Annotated in this window: 14 protein-coding genes and 2 tRNA genes; 8 read left to right on the forward strand and 8 right to left on the reverse strand. The window is 36.4% G+C overall.

Going from position 1 to position 17659, the window contains the following annotated elements; translation table 11 throughout:
* Positions 1-6 precede the first annotated feature (6 nt).
* A complete protein-coding gene (locus ACPDHL_RS13935) occupies positions 7-1245 on the reverse strand; it encodes an ABC transporter permease (RefSeq protein ID WP_430533360.1) in 1239 nt (412 codons plus the stop codon).
* 8 nt (positions 1246-1253) lie between these two features.
* Between ACPDHL_RS13935 and ACPDHL_RS13940 the strand changes: the two genes are divergently transcribed.
* From ACPDHL_RS13940 to ACPDHL_RS13970, 7 genes are all read left to right on the forward strand, one after another.
* A complete protein-coding gene (locus tag ACPDHL_RS13940; protein WP_430533361.1) occupies positions 1254-2471 on the forward strand; it encodes an exo-beta-N-acetylmuramidase NamZ family protein in 1218 nt (405 codons plus the stop codon).
* 21 nt (positions 2472-2492) lie between these two features.
* The gene (locus ACPDHL_RS13945) at positions 2493-4025 is read left to right on the forward strand and encodes a histidine kinase (RefSeq protein WP_430533362.1); all 1533 of its coding nucleotides are present in this window, start codon (positions 2493-2495) and stop codon (positions 4023-4025) included.
* Positions 4026-4130: 105 nt separating this feature from the next.
* A complete protein-coding gene (locus ACPDHL_RS13950) occupies positions 4131-6734 on the forward strand; it encodes a zinc-dependent metalloprotease (RefSeq protein ID WP_430533363.1) in 2604 nt (867 codons plus the stop codon).
* Between the two features lie 27 nt (positions 6735-6761).
* Complete coding sequence (locus ACPDHL_RS13955; RefSeq protein WP_430533364.1) at positions 6762-10115, forward strand: SusC/RagA family TonB-linked outer membrane protein; 3354 nt, start codon at positions 6762-6764, stop codon at positions 10113-10115.
* 14 nt (positions 10116-10129) lie between these two features.
* On the forward strand, positions 10130-11455 hold the full coding sequence (locus ACPDHL_RS13960) for a RagB/SusD family nutrient uptake outer membrane protein (protein ID WP_430533365.1): 1326 nt from the start codon (positions 10130-10132) through the stop codon (positions 11453-11455).
* 112 nt (positions 11456-11567) lie between these two features.
* Positions 11568-12332: a LytR/AlgR family response regulator transcription factor gene (locus tag ACPDHL_RS13965; RefSeq protein WP_430533366.1), complete on the forward strand. Its 765-nt coding sequence runs from the start codon at positions 11568-11570 to the stop codon at positions 12330-12332.
* A 68-nt stretch (positions 12333-12400) separates the two neighbouring features.
* Positions 12401-12616, forward strand: a complete 216-nt coding sequence (locus ACPDHL_RS13970; protein WP_430533367.1) for a hypothetical protein — start codon at positions 12401-12403, stop codon at positions 12614-12616.
* Positions 12617-12623: 7 nt separating this feature from the next.
* Here the strand turns inward: ACPDHL_RS13970 and ACPDHL_RS13975 are convergent, their stop codons facing one another.
* The gene (locus tag ACPDHL_RS13975; RefSeq protein ID WP_430533368.1) at positions 12624-13121 is read right to left on the reverse strand and encodes a YkgJ family cysteine cluster protein; all 498 of its coding nucleotides are present in this window, start codon (positions 13119-13121) and stop codon (positions 12624-12626) included.
* 66 nt (positions 13122-13187) lie between these two features.
* Between ACPDHL_RS13975 and ACPDHL_RS13980 the strand changes: the two genes are divergently transcribed.
* Positions 13188-13901, forward strand: a complete 714-nt coding sequence (locus ACPDHL_RS13980) for a class I SAM-dependent methyltransferase (RefSeq protein ID WP_430533369.1) — start codon at positions 13188-13190, stop codon at positions 13899-13901.
* 65 nt (positions 13902-13966) lie between these two features.
* Here ACPDHL_RS13980 and ACPDHL_RS13985 read toward each other — a convergent pair whose 3' ends face one another.
* The 6 genes from ACPDHL_RS13985 to ACPDHL_RS14010 all read right to left on the reverse strand — a co-directional run bounded on the left by ACPDHL_RS13985 (position 13967) and on the right by ACPDHL_RS14010 (position 17658).
* Complete coding sequence (locus ACPDHL_RS13985) at positions 13967-14374, reverse strand: DUF2059 domain-containing protein (RefSeq protein WP_430533370.1); 408 nt, start codon at positions 14372-14374, stop codon at positions 13967-13969.
* Positions 14375-14410: 36 nt separating this feature from the next.
* On the reverse strand, positions 14411-15046 hold the full coding sequence (locus ACPDHL_RS13990) for a 7-carboxy-7-deazaguanine synthase QueE (RefSeq protein WP_430533371.1): 636 nt from the start codon (positions 15044-15046) through the stop codon (positions 14411-14413).
* A gap of 233 nt (positions 15047-15279) precedes the next feature.
* Entirely contained in the window at positions 15280-17076 is a 1797-nt protein-coding gene (typA, locus tag ACPDHL_RS13995) for a translational GTPase TypA (RefSeq protein ID WP_430533372.1), read from the reverse strand.
* 114 nt (positions 17077-17190) lie between these two features.
* Positions 17191-17442, reverse strand: a complete 252-nt coding sequence (rpsT, locus tag ACPDHL_RS14000) for a 30S ribosomal protein S20 (protein WP_002987410.1) — start codon at positions 17440-17442, stop codon at positions 17191-17193.
* A gap of 39 nt (positions 17443-17481) precedes the next feature.
* A tRNA-Glu gene (locus ACPDHL_RS14005) sits at positions 17482-17553 on the reverse strand.
* Positions 17554-17586: 33 nt separating this feature from the next.
* Positions 17587-17658: transfer RNA gene (locus ACPDHL_RS14010), tRNA-Glu, on the reverse strand.
* Between the last annotated feature and the right edge of the window lies 1 nt (position 17659).

The raw sequence follows: 17659 nt of genomic DNA on the forward strand, positions 1-17659 counted from the left end.
CCTTTTTTAATCATATCGAATAGCCTTAACAGGCGATATCTTTGTTATTAAATAAGAAGGAATCAACAGAACGAGCATTGCTACAAGTACTACACCAACATTGAGTAGTATAACATCAGACAAACGAATGAGTACAGGGGCTTCACGTACATAATAAGACGTTGGATCTAATTTGATCAACCCTGTATATTTTTGAATAAAGAGCATCCCTAATCCGATAAGATTCCCATATAAAAGTCCTTTTCCAATTAAGTAAAAGGCATTATATAGAAATATTTTTCGCACACTCCAATTTGTAGCACCTAAGGCTTTTAACATACCAATCATTTGTGTGCGCTCCAAGATCAACACCAACAAAGCAACGATCATATTAATAGAAGCTACTGCAATCATAATAATAATGATGACTTTGATATTAAAGTCAAACATGTCCAGCCAACCAAAAATATTTTCATATTTTTCAACAATTGTTTTACTGTCTACCGTAGAAGGTAAGTTTAGGTAAATTTCACTTCCTTTCTCTTCAATTTGATCGAAGTCATTCAAAATTACTTCAAATCCACCTACCTCATCCGCTGACCAGCGATTTAAACGTTGAACATGGCGCAAATCACCAATAATAATATTTTCATCAAACTGCTGTAAACCGGAGCTATATAATCCTACGATTTCAAATTGACGAATATTGGGCACTTTATTCCCCCAATCTTTCATAAAATAAGTATTGACCTTATCTCCCAATTGAAAGCCCAAGCGATTAGCAACGTAATTAGACATCAAAATCTCATTGCTCATTCCCTCTTTCTCTAGCACAGGTAAACGACCTTGTTCTATGTATTCCTCAATTTCTCCAAAGTTATAATCCGATGTTACTCCTTTATATATTATCCCTTCAAAAGCTTGTTCTGTACGAATAATTCCTGCTTTAGAAGCAAATGGCTGAACGTTCTTAACCCCTTTCACCTCTTCAAAATTAGGATAAAAACGTTGGTTTAATTCAATCGGTTTTAGCGTAATATCTGTAATATTAGCATCATATTTAGTTATTACAATATGACCGCTGAAAGCTGAAATTTTATCTCTAATTTTGTGTTTCAAGCCCAAACCTGTAGCAACAGACACAAGCATCATGATAATTCCTAAAGCAATGGCTGTTATAGCGATTTTAATAATCGGAGCAGATACACTACTTTTATGATTCTTTGTAGTTACTAAGCGTTTAGCTATAAAATATTCTAATTTCAAACTTTGTTATGATATCAAATTCAACAGTCAAAAATACATTATTATTCTTAGTAACCCTATTGATTTATAGTGTAAATTCTTATTCTTTTTCGTCAGTTGTTCCTGTGATTAGTCCTTCCTCTACTACGATTGTTGTTGGTGCAGAAAACACAACGGCTTATTTCGACCTATTGCAAAATAAAAGAGTTGGAATTTTGACGAATCAAACAGGAGTCGTTCGCCAAGACCTCACAAAAAACAACTACACCTCAACCGTTGACTTTTTACTTCAACACAACATTAACCTTCTAAAAATTTACGCTCCTGAACATGGTTTTAGGGGAACAGCAGATGCAGGAGAATTAATTAAAGACGGCAAAGACACACAAACGGGGTTGCCAATTATTTCGCTCTATGGCAATAGCAAAAAACCATCAAAAGAACAATTAGCAGGCATTGATGTTTTACTTTTTGACTTACAAGATGTAGGGGCTCGTTTTTACACCTATATTTCCTCCCTACACTACGTGATGGAAGCCTGTGCAGAAAACGATATTCCGATCATCATTTTAGACCGTCCTAATCCAAATATTTCTATCATTGACGGTCCTACGTTGGAGATGAAGAACAAAAGTTTTATTGGGATGCATCCAATTCCAACCTTACACGGTATGACTATAGGTGAATACGGATTGATGATCAATGGTGAAAAATGGCTAGCTAATGGTATTCAGGCGAATTTAACTGTAATACCGAACTTGCATTACGACCGTCATATGAGCTATGCGATCCCTGTTGCACCCTCACCTAATTTACCAAATGATCAAGCTATTAATTTATATGCTAGTTTGTGCTTTTTTGAAGGAACCAATGTAAGTTCAGGTCGAGGCACTAATTTACAATTTCAAATTTACGGTTCTCCATTTTTGGAAAACATGCCTTATAGCTTTACTCCAAAGCCCAATGCTGGAGCCAAAGATCCAATGAACAATGGTAAATTGTGCTATGGTGAAAATCTAACACAAGAATCTCCTGTAAACAAATTAGAACTCAAATGGTTATTAAAAGCTTATCGCCAATCAAAAAACAAAGAAAAATTTTTCACTAATTTCTTCGTTAAACTAGCGGGAACCGAACAATTGAAACAGCAAATCACAGCAGGAAAAACAGAAAATGAGATTCGACAATCCTGGAACAAAGACTTAGTCGCATTTAAAGCAACCCGCACTCCTTACCTTATCTATTAGTAGCATTAACTTGTAGCTCCCATGAAAAAACTCCTATTTTCACGTAGAACTCTTTTGAGTATTGCAATTGCCATTGTGAGTATCACCTCTATAGCAATATTATTCTTGAGTATTTCTATCAATAGCAGCTATGAGGAAACCTATCAAGACATTATCAAAAAGAGTTTTAATCATCGAAAAAATGCCTTAGAAGAAGAGTTTAAAAAATTTGACAATCAACTACACTTGTTGACCAATCTCGCGCAAGAAACTGCACTAGATCAGCTAAACATTAAATATGATGTAGTCAATGAAATACAGCCATATAGTAACATACCAAGCTACAATTGGTATGTTGTGGTTGATTCGACCAAGCACCCCCAAGAGCACAACTTAACTGCTAATGCCCTATTGTCTTTAGATACCCCCTTTATACAACAGCTAATAGACAACCAACCGCAAACGAATACCAATACCTTTATTCAACTCCGTACTAATTTATATTGGGTAATTTGGACTGCTGTGGAAAGAGAAAATAAACGCATCTTGACCGGTTTTATCTTTGATCTAAAAGAGCTTCACAAGCACCTGACAACAATCGATATCACAACACCGAATTATGCCTATATTTTTGCAGCAGATGGCACATGTATTTATCATCCAGAAATAGACTTAATTGGGAAAAACATTTTTCAAGTTTCCTCCACAACGAGTCAAGATACAACCGTACATAAAAAAAACAAGTCGATTCCTCAAGTGGTTCAGTCTGAGTTTTTGAGCTTGGAGGTGTATCGCTTTTTCACCAGCTTTAACGTATCTAGCTTCAAAGGGTATATCAGCATCAACTTTCCAAAAGTCAATGTAGATGAAAACGTCATTCCATTAAAGCGAAATACCTATTTAATTTTTATCAGCTCAATTTCGATCATTCTCCTATTACTTTACTTTTACAATATAGAAAGCAAACGTGCCTATAAAGAACAAGAAGAATTGGAAAAAATGACGAAAGAAAAAGCGTTAATGCAGTTAAAACAGTTGAAAAATCAAATTAATCCCCACTTTCTCTTTAATTCGTTGAATTCATTGTATATGCTAATTACCCTAGACAGCGATTTAGCACAGCAATTCACGTTGAATCTAAGTCATACCTACCGGTATTTGATTCATTCACCAGATAGCAATTTGGTTGAGTTGGACGATGAACTCCAATTCATTGAACAATATATAGCCTTACAACGCATTCGCTTTCCAAAGGAACTTCACTTTGAAATCATCGATAAGCGTCAAGCGCCTACGCATACCAAGATTCCTTATTTAGCATTACAGATTGCAATTGAAAATGCCATGAAACACAATATTGCAACCTTAGAATTTCCCTTGCTTATTCAGGTCACCTTAACCAATGAATCAGTAACCGTAGTCAATAATATTCAACTCAAAGAGCAGAAAGAAGAAAGTGAAGGGTTTGGCTTATTCTATATTGCTTCGATTTACCAGTACTACCAAATCGACACCTTTCAGACCTATTCACATAATGAGATTTTTACGTGTGTTTTTCCTTTGATCAATTGTTAAAATATCCATTCACTCCCGAAATAAATCCACTCACTCCTGAAAATTTTAAGTTTAACGGGAAGTCCATTAGCTTTATCCCTTACTTAACTTAAACTTAACATTGTAATGAATCGAAACACGGTTAAACTAAGTATCAGTACTTTAGCGTTAATGGGTTGTTTGATACAAACGCCAACGGGCTTATTATACGCCAAAGAGAAGAAGACTGAAAAGAAAGCAGAGAAGAAAAAAGACCAGGAAAAGGAAAAGGACTCTACTGATACGAAAGAGAACAATTACGCTGATTTAATAAAAAAAGGAACTTACACCAAAGGGCTATTTAATGTTATTCAAGTCAAAACGGATGTTTATTTTGAAATACCGGATAGTTTATTAAACCGTCAGTTTTTGTTGGTAAACAAGCTGTCGCAAGTGCCATTAGAAATCAATGATGCAGGAGCCAATAAGGGGATGAATTATGAAAACAAGTTAATTACGTTTCACAAAGACACGCTTGCGAACAAAATTTGGGTAAAAACGGAAACGCCACGTGTATCTTCTCCCAAAGAAGATGCGATTAGCCGTTCTGTTGCTGACAACTTTATAGAATCTGTATTGGAAGTATTCGACATTGAAACACAAAATCCAGATTCAACAGCGACAGTAATTAAGGTAAACAAAGTATTTGATGGCAATCAAAAGAGCTTTAATGATGTTTTATCAGGATTGAGTTTACCTACTTCTATCAAGACGAATCTATCGTATATTGAAGGAATCAAGACATTTCCAGAAAACATCGTGGTAAAGTCTATGATGACAACCAGTGTAAATGAAGGGTCAGGTGATGTTACTGTTTCTTTGGGGGTAACGACGAATATTGTTCTTTTATCGAAAGATCCTATGCAACCGAGAATTGCAGACAAACGCGTAGGGTATTTTACGGAGAAACACTGGTACTTCAGCGATGCGCAACACAAAATGGACGAAAAGGAATTCATTACCAAATGGAGAATGGAGCCAAAAGAAGAAGATATTGAAAAATACCTTCGCGGAGAATTAGTAGAGCCAAAAAAACCGATTGTCTACTATATTGATCCTGCTACACCGCCGCAGTGGAGAGAAAAGATAATTGCAGGAGTACACGATTGGCAGGTTGCTTTTGAACAAGCAGGATTTAAAAATGCGATTACGGCAAAAGAGCCAACAGCAGAAGATACCGATTTCGATATTGACGACGTACGTTATTCTGTTATAACTTATGCTGCATCGCCAAAATCCAATGCCATGGGACCATCCGTGATTGACCCTCGTAGTGGAGAGATTATCGAATCAGATATTATTTGGTGGCACAATGTAATGACTTCCGTTCACAGTTGGATGCGTATTCAAACAGGTCCTATAGATAAAAGAGCACGGGCGAATAAATTCAGCGACGAACATATGGGAGACGCTATTCGCTTTGTATCCTCTCACGAAGTTGGACATACCTTTGGATTAAAGCACAATATGGGAGCTTCCTATGCTTTTCCTGTTGATTCGTTGCGTTCAAAGACGTTTACGGACCAAATGGGTGGAACTGCTCCATCGATTATGGATTATGCGCGTTACAATTATGTAGCTCAACCCGAAGATCAGGTTACAGCGATCACACCAAAAATTGGCTTGTATGATAAATACGCCATTGAATGGGGATATCGTTGGTACCCAACGCAAGAACAAGAAAAACAAGCACTTCGTAAAATGATTGAAGATCACCAAGAGGATCCTCTGTATTTTTACGGTGAACAACAAAGCTACTTGAATATTGTCGATCCTAGATCACAATCAGAAGATTTAGGGAATGACGCCATGAAAGCAAGCGAATATGGATTAAAAAACTTAAAAATAGTAGTAGAAAATATAATTCCATGGACCTATGACCAAGGAGAAGATTACTATGAAGCTGGAAAATTATACATGGGAGCTGTTGGACAATGGCAACTGTATAATCAACATGTTTTGGCTAATATTGGTGGTGTTTATTTAGATCATGCTGTATACGGAAACAACAAAAAAGCATATCAACCCGTGCCTTACGAAACACAAAAAAGAGCCGTTGAATACTTGAGCAAACATGTGCTTACTATTCCAAACTGGTTATTTTTCAACGACATCAATGAAAAAACATACAGCCTAAAAGATTCTCCTGTCGGTCCATACGAATATTCTCCTTACTCCCTAGCAAGAGAATTACAGTATACTGCTATTTATCACTTATTTATGGATGAGCGCTTACTTCGTCTATTGGAAAGTGAAGCCTTACAAACACAAACAAAAGGAGAAAAAGTATATACGGTTCAAGAGTTATTTGACCAAGTGAGAAGTGAGATCTTTGCCCCTACAAAAAAAGGAAAATCACTTTCTATACTAGAGCGAATGACACAAAAGAATTACGTAGATGCACTCATTATCGATGTGAACAAACTATTTGAAAAAACAAACAATAAAGGGTTAATCCTGGAGCAAACCTTACAAATGCCTACCTTGTGTAGTGTTTCGTTGAACGACAATAAGGTGCGCAACATCAACTATACAGTGATGAAGCGTGTTTCAGAAGTTACAAGTTACAAGAAAGGAGAATTATTTGCCATTCGAAAACTAGTCAACAAAAAAGCAAAATCAGGTGATGCAGCGACACAAGCACACTATGTAGATTTAGCCAACAGAATTAACCAAGCATTAGGTATATAAAACTAACAACCTTACTTAATTAAGAAAATGAAAAAACTATTTCTTTTATTTTCGTTCTTTACCCTAACTCTTACGTTAGCGCAAGAGAAAAGAACGATTACAGGTTTTGTTCAAGATGCGAGCGACAAATCGGGCTTACCAGGAGCATCTGTCATTGTTGAGACACAAAGTGTATCAACGGAAACAGGTCAGAAAGGTATTATCGAAAGCACAAGTATTGGAACAATGACTGATTTCGATGGTAATTTTACCCTTGATCTTCCAAAAGATACAAAAGCCATTCGTATAAGCTTTATTGGTTATGCGTCTAAATTAATCCATTTAACGACTAAAACACATTATAACGTTGCCTTAGGGACAGATGAAAACATCTTAAACGAGGTCGTTATAACCGGATATCAAACCATTGAGAAACGCAAGTTAACCTCTTCAGTTGCCCAAATTAGCATGGCTGATATCGAGCAAGGAGGAGTAGCTAGTGTCGATCAGATGTTGGCAGGACAAATTGCTGGGGTAGCTGTGACTACACCGACAGGAGCACCTGGTGGACCTGCTAAGATCCGAATTCGCGGTACTGCGTCTTTAAATGGTCCTCAAGATCCTTTATGGGTAGTTGATGGAATGCCCTTAGAAGGAAACAATTTGCCGAATTTTAATGATAAAGAAAATATTGATCAGTTGCAAAACTTCTCTATTGCAGGATTAAATCCGGATGACATTTTGGATATTACCATCTTAAAAGATGCATCTGCTACTGCTATTTATGGAGCTAGAGCTGCCAATGGTGTGATTGTGGTAACAACCAAAAAAGGTAAAAAAGGTTCGATGAAAGTAAACTTCTCTGCGAATACTTTCGTGAATGAACGTCCACAATTCTCAAAATTAAACCTGATGAATGCATCAGAAAAGGTGGATTTAGAACTCATGCTTGCTGGTAGATCTGATATCAATAATTTACGTTCAGGTCAAGGAGAAGTAGCGCGAATCTTAAATAGAAACAACGAATTAGATGCCTACAGAGCAGGTGGATTTAACTCGCTTTCTACAGAAAGTCAAAATGCCATTAACCGTTTGCGATTAATGGACACAGATTGGGGGAAAGAACTCTATCGTCCTACTTTTAATCAACAGTATGGCTTAAGCCTATCAGGTGGTGGAGAAACTTCGGATTACTACTTCTCTTTGGGATACTACAATGAGGAAGGAACTACATTCGGCACAGGTTTCGAACGTTATAATATTACGTTGAAAAACAACTTTCAACTAAGTGATAAATTAACCGCAGGTGTTTCTTTATTTGGAACACAATCGAAAAAGAAAAGCTTTATCTCGGATGCAGATGCAAGCATTAATCCAGCAAATTATTCGAGAAATGCTAATCCATACCTACAGCCTTACAATGAAGATGGAAGCTTTCAATATGATAAAGACATCAATGGGATTAACGATACATATATTCCATTCAACTTCTTAGAAGAGCGTCAAAATACAAGTTACGAGTTAGTAAACCAATCGCTAAAAGCTGTTTTTGATTTGAATTATCAAGTTTTTGATGACTTGAAAATCACCTCTCAATTAGGATTGCAACTTGAAAACAACGATACGGAGAAATACCTAGGTAAAGAAACCTATAATACGCGTAAATTCAGAGAAGGTAGTAAGTATTACGACAGTGCGTCAAAGCAGTTTAAATACCTAGTACCCGATGGTGGAATCATCGAAAACTTTGCAGACAACTACTTCCAATACAACTGGAAAACACAGGCAACGTATAACGCAATCTTTAACGATATGCATGAAGTAGATGTTATGATAGGTACAGAGATCCGAAAAGAAGAAAGAAAGCAGATTAAATCAAAAGGATATGGATATGATCCATTGACGTTAACGACGATTGATCTTGTACTTCCCGAGGGACATAGCAATTCAAACAAAAAACTATACGAAGCCTACAAGAGAACCAAAGGAGAAGATGCTTATGCTTCCTTCTTTGCAACAGCTTCTTATACCTACGACAGAAAATATACCGTATTCGGTAGTGTGCGTTACGATGGTTCCAATTTATTTGGAGTAGATCCTAAATACAGATATTTACCACTATGGGCAATTTCGGGGTCTTGGTTAGTATCTAACGAAAAATTCATGGAGAATGTTGACTTTATCAATAACTTCCGTTTACGCGCCTCTTATGGATTACAGGGAAATATTGACCGTACAACTTCGCCATTTGTTATTGGTGAATACAATTCAACCTCAATCTTACCAGGCTATCCAGAAAGTACAATTCAGGTAACTAATTTGCCAAACGGCACATTGAGATGGGAAAAAACAACAAATACCAACGTTGGTTTTGACTTGGGGTTATTCAACAATCGCGTGTCGATCGAATTTGATGCGTACAACAGAAAAAGTACAGATTTAATTGGGTTACGCGCACTTCCTTTTGAAACAGGTTTTGAGTTTACCAACATGAACTGGGCACAAGTAACCAATAAAGGATATGAGATTTCATTGACTACACGTAATATTGCTACGCCAACGTTCTCTTGGACAACCACATTCAACTTTGCTCACAACAAGAGTAGAGTGGATCGCATCCAAGTAAATGATGGCGAATATTTACCTTCAAGAGAAGGGCATGCTGTAAACTCTGTTTTTGTATTAAAAACGGCAGGATTAGACGACAATGGAAATCCTTTATTCTGGCAAAACGGAGAGAAAGTATCAGCTAAACAATTCTTCAAGTTATACGATGCATGGGAAGATATTATGCCAGGCTACATGGTTGGTTCAGAATTAAATGCAGAAGATTCAAGAGATCTATTTACTTATGCAGGAGATCGCGATCCGAAATTTACTGGAGGTATCATTAATACATTCAAAATTCACAATTTTGATTTTACCATTTCTGCAGCTTTTAATTTAAAACAAACGGTATTGCGCACACCTTCTTATAATTCAGCTTTGGTTGATCCAGGAAGAAATTACACCAAAGATGTATTAAATATGTGGACGCCAATCAACAACACAGGAACTCTACCAGGATTAACTGGAAATGATCCTTATGATGGAACTGACAACTGGATGTTGACCAAGTGGTTTGATTATGGTGGAGCACCAATCAACTACTACAACTATTTGGATATTTGGGCAAAAGAGACTAGCTATTTACGTATCAGTAGCCTTCGTTTAGGCTATACGCTACCAAAAGCTGTTTTAGAAAAGTTGCGTTTAGAGAATGTACGCTTTACAGTAGAAGGTAGAAATCTCTTTGTATTTGGTACCAATTACAACGGATACTTTGATCCAGAAACCTACGGAAATATTTACGCTCAACCAATCCAGAGATCATTCACTTTAGGATTAAATGTAACCTTCTAACCCTTTTGAATATCATGAAAAAACTATTTTTATTTATCGGATGCATCAGTCTAAGCTTAACAACCATAAGTTGTGATAAATTCTTAGATATTGAGCCAGAAGGAAAAATCATTCCCAAAACAACGGATGATTACAGAAAATTCTTAACCACGGCATATCAAGCTTACCCCAATCATAAATCGCTCACCACAGTGAGAACAGATGAAGTACAAATTAACATGATTGAGGACAGCGAAATTGTGACCATACGCGATATTTACGCCTATAACGATCAGAACCCTGATGCAAGTACAAAAGAGATTCCTTACGAAACGCTGTATAAAGTAATCTTTTATGCCAATTCAACCATCATTGATGGGGCTAAAACCATGCAAGCGGGAGAAGTGAAAGAACAACTTTTAGGAGAAGCTTATGCCCTACGTGCTTTAGCGTACTTTGACCTAGTTAATTTATTTGCTAAGCCTTATGATCCAGCAACTGCTGCAACTGCACCAGGTATTGTTATTTTAAATGAGGTAGAAGTCAACAGCAAAAAGCCAAAATCAACGATTGCTGAAGTATACAAACAAATTCACAGCGACATAGAAGAAGCAAAAAGTCGATTGAAAGTAAGCACATACGATGCTGGAACCAATTACCGTTTTTCTAAATTAGCTATTTACGCGTTAGAAGCTCGTGTAAACTTATACCAACAGCAATACCAAGCGGCGTTAACTAGTACGGCAAATGCCTTAGCTATCAAAAGTAGCTTACAAAATTTGAATACAACAAAAGAAGTATCTGTTGCAAATTTCAAATCAGTAGAATCTATTATGAATTTAGAAGATGTCTACACCCAAAATTTCAACAAATTCATCTATGTTTCAGAAGAGTTAAAAGCTGTCTTTGATTCAGAAAATGATTGGCGTTATACAGTTTCATTTGACAAAATAGGCGATCAACTTGTTGTGGTTAAAACGGGAAATGACGCAACGCGTATTACCTTTAGAACTGCAGAGTTGTACTTTATTCAAGCTGAAGCTTACGTATTTTTAAATCAATTGGATCAAGCTACCGTTGCCTTACAACCCATTCTTGAAAATCGATATAAACCAGAAGCTGCTGCTGCAATCCTCGAACAACTAAAAGGATTCGATCAGACACAATACAAAACCTTTTTACTAGAAGAACGCTTCAGAGAATTTGCTTTTGAAGGACATCGTTGGAATGATTTAAGACGATTGGACCAACGAAAAATTGTTCACAAGTTAGGTAAAGATGAATTTACACTTCAACAAAATGATCCGCGTTATACCTTGCCGTTCCCAAGAAAAGCAAGAGAAAACAACCCAAATTTATAGCCGGTGACACTGCAAAAGCTACCAGAAATGGTAGCTTTTTTTATTTTCCATATCCTTGGAATTGAAACGCATTTTTAGAACATTGAACTTTTTACTATTTTTACCAAAAAAAGTGCGTATAGCAATTGTCGAAGATGAAGCTCTAGCAGCAAACTATCTTAAGAAATTATTACTTACTCAAGACATACTTCCCGTTGCGGTTGGTGATATCGTTATGCTTTCTTCAATCAAAGAGGCAACGACTTTCTTTTTTCAACACAATGTTGACTTAGTCTTTATGGATATTCACCTAGGCGATGGAAAAAGTTTGGAAATTTTCGACAAAATTGCAGTAAAAAGTCCTGTAGTCTTTATTACGGCCTACGAAAACTACGCCATTGAAGCTTTTAAACAATTTGCTATTGGCTATATCCTAAAGCCATTTAATAAAGTCGCTTTAGACGACGTTCTTCTCAAGTATATTACCATAACCAAACACTTACAAGAAGATCAACTCTCATTTCCTAAACGAACAACAGAACCCGATCCTACAAAGCTAAAAGATCGCTTCTTAATTCACGATGGTCATCGATTAAAATCAATCGAAACCAATGAAATCGCCTATCTATTTGCCTCTGGTAAACACTTGTTCTTACATACATTTGCGGATGAACGCTACATTTACGATGACACCATAAAAGATATTATTGCTAAACTAGATGCTAAAACCTTTTTTAAAATCAACCGTAGTTTTATCGTTAACATTCAATCCATTAAGGAAGTTATCCGTCATAATAGTCAGAAAATCGAACTTGTATTGAATGTACAAAGTGAGGATCAACAAAATATTTTTGTCAGCAAAGCCCATATTGCCAACCTTAAAGATTGGTTGAGTTAAATTGACTTTTCCCCTATCTTGGCTTATTTTTTTTGATTACATTTGAGTAAAAACAAAATACAATCAGAATGAGTATAGGAGATTATCTTGTCAATTTAGTTGACCGCATACTGGATTTCTTTCAATTAATCAAAGATTATGTTGATGACGCTTTGCGTATTTTCGAAAAAATAAAGGAAGTCGTTTTGGATATTATTGCCTATTTTTCAGAAGCTTTCGAAGATTTCACCCAAGAAGCTTCTACCTTATTTGACGATACGGAAGAGGATTTTTTCTTTATCTAATCGCGATCTATTTTAATACAATTTTCTTTTTCATCTGTTCCACTACTTCAAAAGCAGCTGGACAGATTGCTACATTTTCTAATGTCAAATTAGCTATTTGTTGAAATTTCTTTCGATCAGTATGCGGATATTCTCTGCATGCTTTAGGACGCACGTCGTAGATCATGCAATAGTTTTCAGCATCCAAGAACGTACAAGGCACTTGTTGTAAAACATAGTCGTTATCTTCATCTATTCTCAAATACTGATCGATAAATTGTTGGGGTTTTAAGCGTAAATGCTTGCTAATGCGTTCGATGTCTGCACTGGTAAATAAAGGCCCTGTCGTTTTACAACAATTGGCACAAGACAAACAATCTGTTCTCTTAAATACTGCTGTGTGGATTTCCTCCATCTGATAATCTAAATCTTTTGGAGGCTTCTTTTGTAGCTTCGCAAAATATTTTTTATTTTCATTATGCTTATCTTTGGCTAACTTTGGAAGCTGTTGCAGTATTTTATTCATTCTTTTATTTTTTGAAGGACAAAATTACAACAACTCTCTTTTTTATAGATTAAAAATCAAAGAAAAATGAAAGACCTCATTGGCCAAGCAATTTTAGATTACCAACTCACCCAAAAACCAGCTGTAATTCTAACAGAAACCGATATTTCTGAAGCAGAAGAAATGGATGTTTCCTACTGGTTTCGCTCTTATAAAGAGATGCCCGAATTAGAGCAACTTGCCTTAAAAAAGAGCAAAGGAAAGATTTTAGATATTGGTTGTGGTGCAGGTTCCCATGCCCTCTACTTACAAGAAAAGAATTTAGACGTAACAGCAATTGATATTTCACCGAAAGCGATTGAAGCTTGTCAATTGAGAGGAGTAAAAAAGGTACAACTCCTAAACGTTTTGGATCTAAAAGACCAACAGTACGATACCCTCCTACTCCTAATGAACGGAACGGGGATTTTTGGTCGCCTGATTCACATCACGCGATACCTAGAACACCTAAAGTGTTTATTGACTCCCACGGGGCAAATCTTAATCGACAGTTCGGATTTGATTTATATGTTTGATGAAGATGAAGACGGTGGAAAGTGGATTCCGATGGACAACAAGGACTATTATGGCGAATTGGTGTTTCAAGTACACTATAAAGGAGAAACAGAAGATGCCTTTGATTGGCTCTACTTAGATTATAATACGCTTCAAAATGCTGCGCATGGCAGTGGATTGGAATGTGAATTAGTATACGAAGGTGAAAATTACGAATACCTCGCACGATTGACAAAAAAAGCATAATGCATATACAATTGAAATCAAAAAAGCCTTAGCAAGTTGCTAAGGCTTTTTTGATTTCAATTGTATTACATTTCCATGTATTTCATCATCATTCCTTGTAATCCCATCCCCCATTCTGTACCAACAGCTTGACCTTTATCATACAAAACTTTGTTTTTTTCGTATAATTTCTTTCCAATTGGAGTTTCGTAGAGTTTAATTAATTCCTTCATTTCACTAGGCGTAAACTCACTCATATAGATTTCAGCCATTTGAGATTTGAAATCCACCAAACTAGCATCAAATTCTTTTTTAAAATCGGCGCGTTTCGCTTCTGGAATATTTTGCATAATTTCTTCCGTTAAGTAATCAAAGGTTTTCATTTGACCACTTACCTCTAAATATTTTTCAGCATCTGCTTTAAAAGCTGCATCCTGAGCAAAACCGAAATGTCCAACTAACATAAATGCTGCAACTACTATAATTTTTTTCATAATTGTATTTTTTGATCGAGTAAATATAAAACTATACTAAGGAATATCCAAGTATTTATGGGTCTGTAGCGAGATTTTCCACTGTGGATTTTTCTTCACATATTCGATAATCAAAGGCATCATCACCGCGCGTTTACTCCATTCAGTTTGCAACAAAAGTAGTGCATCTTTATTGACCTTAGCGGCTTGTTCTTCTGCAAAAATAAAATCGTGTTTGTTGTAAATCACTACCTTCAATTCATTGGCAGCTTCATACGCACTGCCTGTTGGGAGTTTAGCTTTTTTAGGCGATAAACACACCCAGTCAAAATCACCAGACATCTCATAAGCCCCAGACGTTTCTATATTGGTTTTTAACCCTGCTTCTTTTAATTTTCGGGTGAGATAATCTAAATTATACATGAGAGGCTCTCCACCCGTAATAACAGCTAAATTAGCCACTGCAGCTGCATCGGATACTATTTGTTCTATTGGGGTTAGCGGATGTAATTCTGCGTCCCAACTTTCTTTGACATCACACCAGTGACACCCTACATCGCATCCTCCTAAACGAATAAAGTAAGCCGCATGGCCCGAATAAAAGCCTTCTCCTTGAATGGTGTAAAACTGCTCCATCAAAGGCAATACGCGTCCTTCTGTTAATGCCTTATTTTCTAGGTCTTCCTGTATCATATCAAACGAATTATTTACGAGTAACTCCACTTTTTACAACGTAGAATTACGTTGCAAATATACGGTAAAAACGCGAATCTCCTGTTTTCTATTCGCTTATTCCTCCATGCTAATTGGAAGTAAACACAGCACACCATTACCTCCTCCCTTCGATTAAAATTAGCGTCAATACAGAACAAAAAAAATCCAGAGGGATATCCTCTGGATTTTTAAGTATAAAAACGAATAAACGCTTATATTTTATTACGCTTACGATCTGTTTCTTTTAAGAAGATTTTTCTCAAACGAAGTGATTTTGGCGTTACCTCAACGTACTCATCTTTTTGGATGTATTCTAAAGCTTCTTCTAATGAGAATTTAATTGCCGGAACAATTTTTGCTTTGTCATCAGATCCAGATGCACGAACGTTTGTCAATTTTTTCGTTTTTGTAACGTTAACTGTCATATCATCTCCACGAGAATTTTCTCCAATTACTTGTCCTTCGTATATATCTTCGTTTGGATCAACAAAGAATTTACCGCGGTCTTGTAACTTATCAATAGAATAAGGAATTGCTTTACCATTTTCCATTGAGATTAAGGATCCGTTGATACGACCAGAAATTTCTCCTTTGTACGGTTGGTACTCTAAGAAACGGTGTGACATGATCGCCTCACCAGCCGTTGCTGTTAACAATTGATTTCTCAATCCGATAATACCTCTCGAAGGAACTAAAAATTTAATGATCATACGGTCTCCTTTTGGTTCCATACTCAACATTTCTCCTTTTTTCAACGTTACGTACTCTACTCCACGTCCTGACAAGTTCTCTGGAATATCGATCGTTAACTCTTCTACTGGCTCACATTTAACCCCATCAATTTCTTTGATGATTACTTGTGGTTGACCAATTTGAAGCTCATATCCTTCACGACGCATTGTTTCGATTAAAACAGATAAATGTAGTACACCACGTCCGAATACCATAAATTTATCCGCACTGTCTGTTTCATTCACGCGTAGCGCTAAGTTTTTCTCTAATTCTTTATTTAAACGGTCTTTAATGTGACGAGATGTTACAAATTTACCTTCTTTACCAAAGAAAGGAGAGTCATTAATAGTAAACAACATACTCATTGTTGGCTCATCAATTGTAATGGTTGGCAATGCTTCTGGATTCTCGAAATCAGCGATAACGTCTCCGATTTCAAATCCTTCTACTCCTACAACTGCACAGATATCACCTGCATATACTTCAGCCACTTTTTTACGACCTAATCCTTCAAAAGTATGAAGTTCTTTAATTTTAGATTTTACGATTTTACCATCGCGTTTAATCAAAGAGATATTCATTCCTTCTTTTAAGATACCACGGTGCAAACGACCAATCGCAATACGTCCTGTAAACGTAGAGTAATCCAAAGAAGTAATCAACATTTGTGGGCTACCTTCGCGTACTTCCGCTGCTGGGATATGCTCTAAAACCATGTCTAATAATGGTTCTAACGAATCCGTTTGTTGTTTCCAATCCGTAGACATCCAATTGTTTTTAGCAGAGCCATAAACCGCTGGGAAGTCCATCTGCCATTCTTCAGCGCCCAATTCGAACATTAAGTCGAATACTTTTTCGTGCACTTCTTCTGGTGTACAGTTTTCTTTATCCACTTTATTGATAACCACACAAGGTTTCAATCCTAAGCTGATTGCTTTTTGTAATACGAATCGAGTTTGAGGCATAGGTCCTTCAAATGCATCTACAATTAAAAGAACACCATCAGCCATATTCAACACACGCTCTACTTCACCACCAAAATCCGCGTGACCTGGAGTATCGATAATATTAATTTTAGTTCCTTTATAACTTACAGAAACGTTCTTTGAAACGATCGTAATTCCTCTTTCTCTTTCGATATCCTCGTTATCTAAAATCAACTCTCCAGAAGTTTCATTTTCACGAAATAACTGACAGTGGTGTAATATTTTGTCCACCATTGTAGTCTTACCATGGTCAACGTGTGCGATAATTGCAATATTCCTAATTTGTGTCATATAAGGATTTTAAAATTATATTAGTATTTACTGAAATGTATAGTACAAACAAAAAAAGCCCTCATGGAATTGAGAGCTTAGTGTATGTCTTCTATAAACACAACCTATTGCTTCTTATAAAGCAGCAACGTGTTTTGTTAATTTAGATTTTAAATTAGAAGCTTTGTTCGCATGAATGATATTTTTCTTTGCTAATTTATCAATCATTGCAACAACTACAGGTAATTTATCAGCAGCATCCTTTTGATCTTCAATCAAACGTAAAGCTTTGATCGCGTTACGTGTAGTTTTATGCTGATATCTGTTTAATACTCTCTTTTTTTCGTTACTTCTAATTCTTTTTAAAGCTGACTTATGATTTGCCATTTTTTAAATATTTTATTAAGTCTATACTATTTTTTTCTGTAGTCCGTAGGGGAATCGAACCCCTGTTACCAGGATGAAAACCTGGCGTCCTAACCCCTAGACGAACGGACCAAAAAACTCGTTTTTGATTCTCGATGAATCTTGTAGTCCGTAGGGGAATCGAACCCCTGTTACCAGGATGAAAACCTGGCGTCCTAACCCCTAGACGAACGGACCA

The sequence above is a fragment of the Myroides sp. C15-4 genome (genome assembly GCF_050522745.1).
Classification (GTDB): Bacteria; Bacteroidota; Bacteroidia; order Flavobacteriales; family Flavobacteriaceae; genus Flavobacterium.

What these genes read in the sequence shown, in the direction of transcription:
- ACPDHL_RS13940 (WP_430533361.1), top strand. Translation starts at nt 1,254, where the DNA reads ATGATATCAAATTCAACAGTCAAAAATACATTATTATTCTTAGTAACC.
- ACPDHL_RS13945 (WP_430533362.1), top strand. Translation starts at nt 2,493, where the DNA reads ATGAAAAAACTCCTATTTTCACGTAGAACTCTTTTGAGTATTGCAATT.
- ACPDHL_RS13950 (WP_430533363.1), top strand. Translation starts at nt 4,131, where the DNA reads ATGAATCGAAACACGGTTAAACTAAGTATCAGTACTTTAGCGTTAATG.
- ACPDHL_RS13955 (WP_430533364.1), top strand. Translation starts at nt 6,762, where the DNA reads ATGAAAAAACTATTTCTTTTATTTTCGTTCTTTACCCTAACTCTTACG.
- ACPDHL_RS13960 (WP_430533365.1), top strand. Translation starts at nt 10,130, where the DNA reads ATGAAAAAACTATTTTTATTTATCGGATGCATCAGTCTAAGCTTAACA.
- ACPDHL_RS13970 (WP_430533367.1), top strand. Translation starts at nt 12,401, where the DNA reads ATGAGTATAGGAGATTATCTTGTCAATTTAGTTGACCGCATACTGGAT.
- ACPDHL_RS13975 (WP_430533368.1), bottom strand. Translation starts at nt 13,121, where the DNA reads ATGAATAAAATACTGCAACAGCTTCCAAAGTTAGCCAAAGATAAGCAT.
- ACPDHL_RS13980 (WP_430533369.1), top strand. Translation starts at nt 13,188, where the DNA reads ATGAAAGACCTCATTGGCCAAGCAATTTTAGATTACCAACTCACCCAA.
- ACPDHL_RS13985 (WP_430533370.1), bottom strand. Translation starts at nt 14,374, where the DNA reads ATGAAAAAAATTATAGTAGTTGCAGCATTTATGTTAGTTGGACATTTC.
- ACPDHL_RS13990 (WP_430533371.1), bottom strand. Translation starts at nt 15,046, where the DNA reads ATGATACAGGAAGACCTAGAAAATAAGGCATTAACAGAAGGACGCGTA.
- typA (WP_430533372.1), bottom strand. Translation starts at nt 17,076, where the DNA reads ATGACACAAATTAGGAATATTGCAATTATCGCACACGTTGACCATGGT.
- rpsT (WP_002987410.1), bottom strand. Translation starts at nt 17,442, where the DNA reads ATGGCAAATCATAAGTCAGCTTTAAAAAGAATTAGAAGTAACGAAAAA.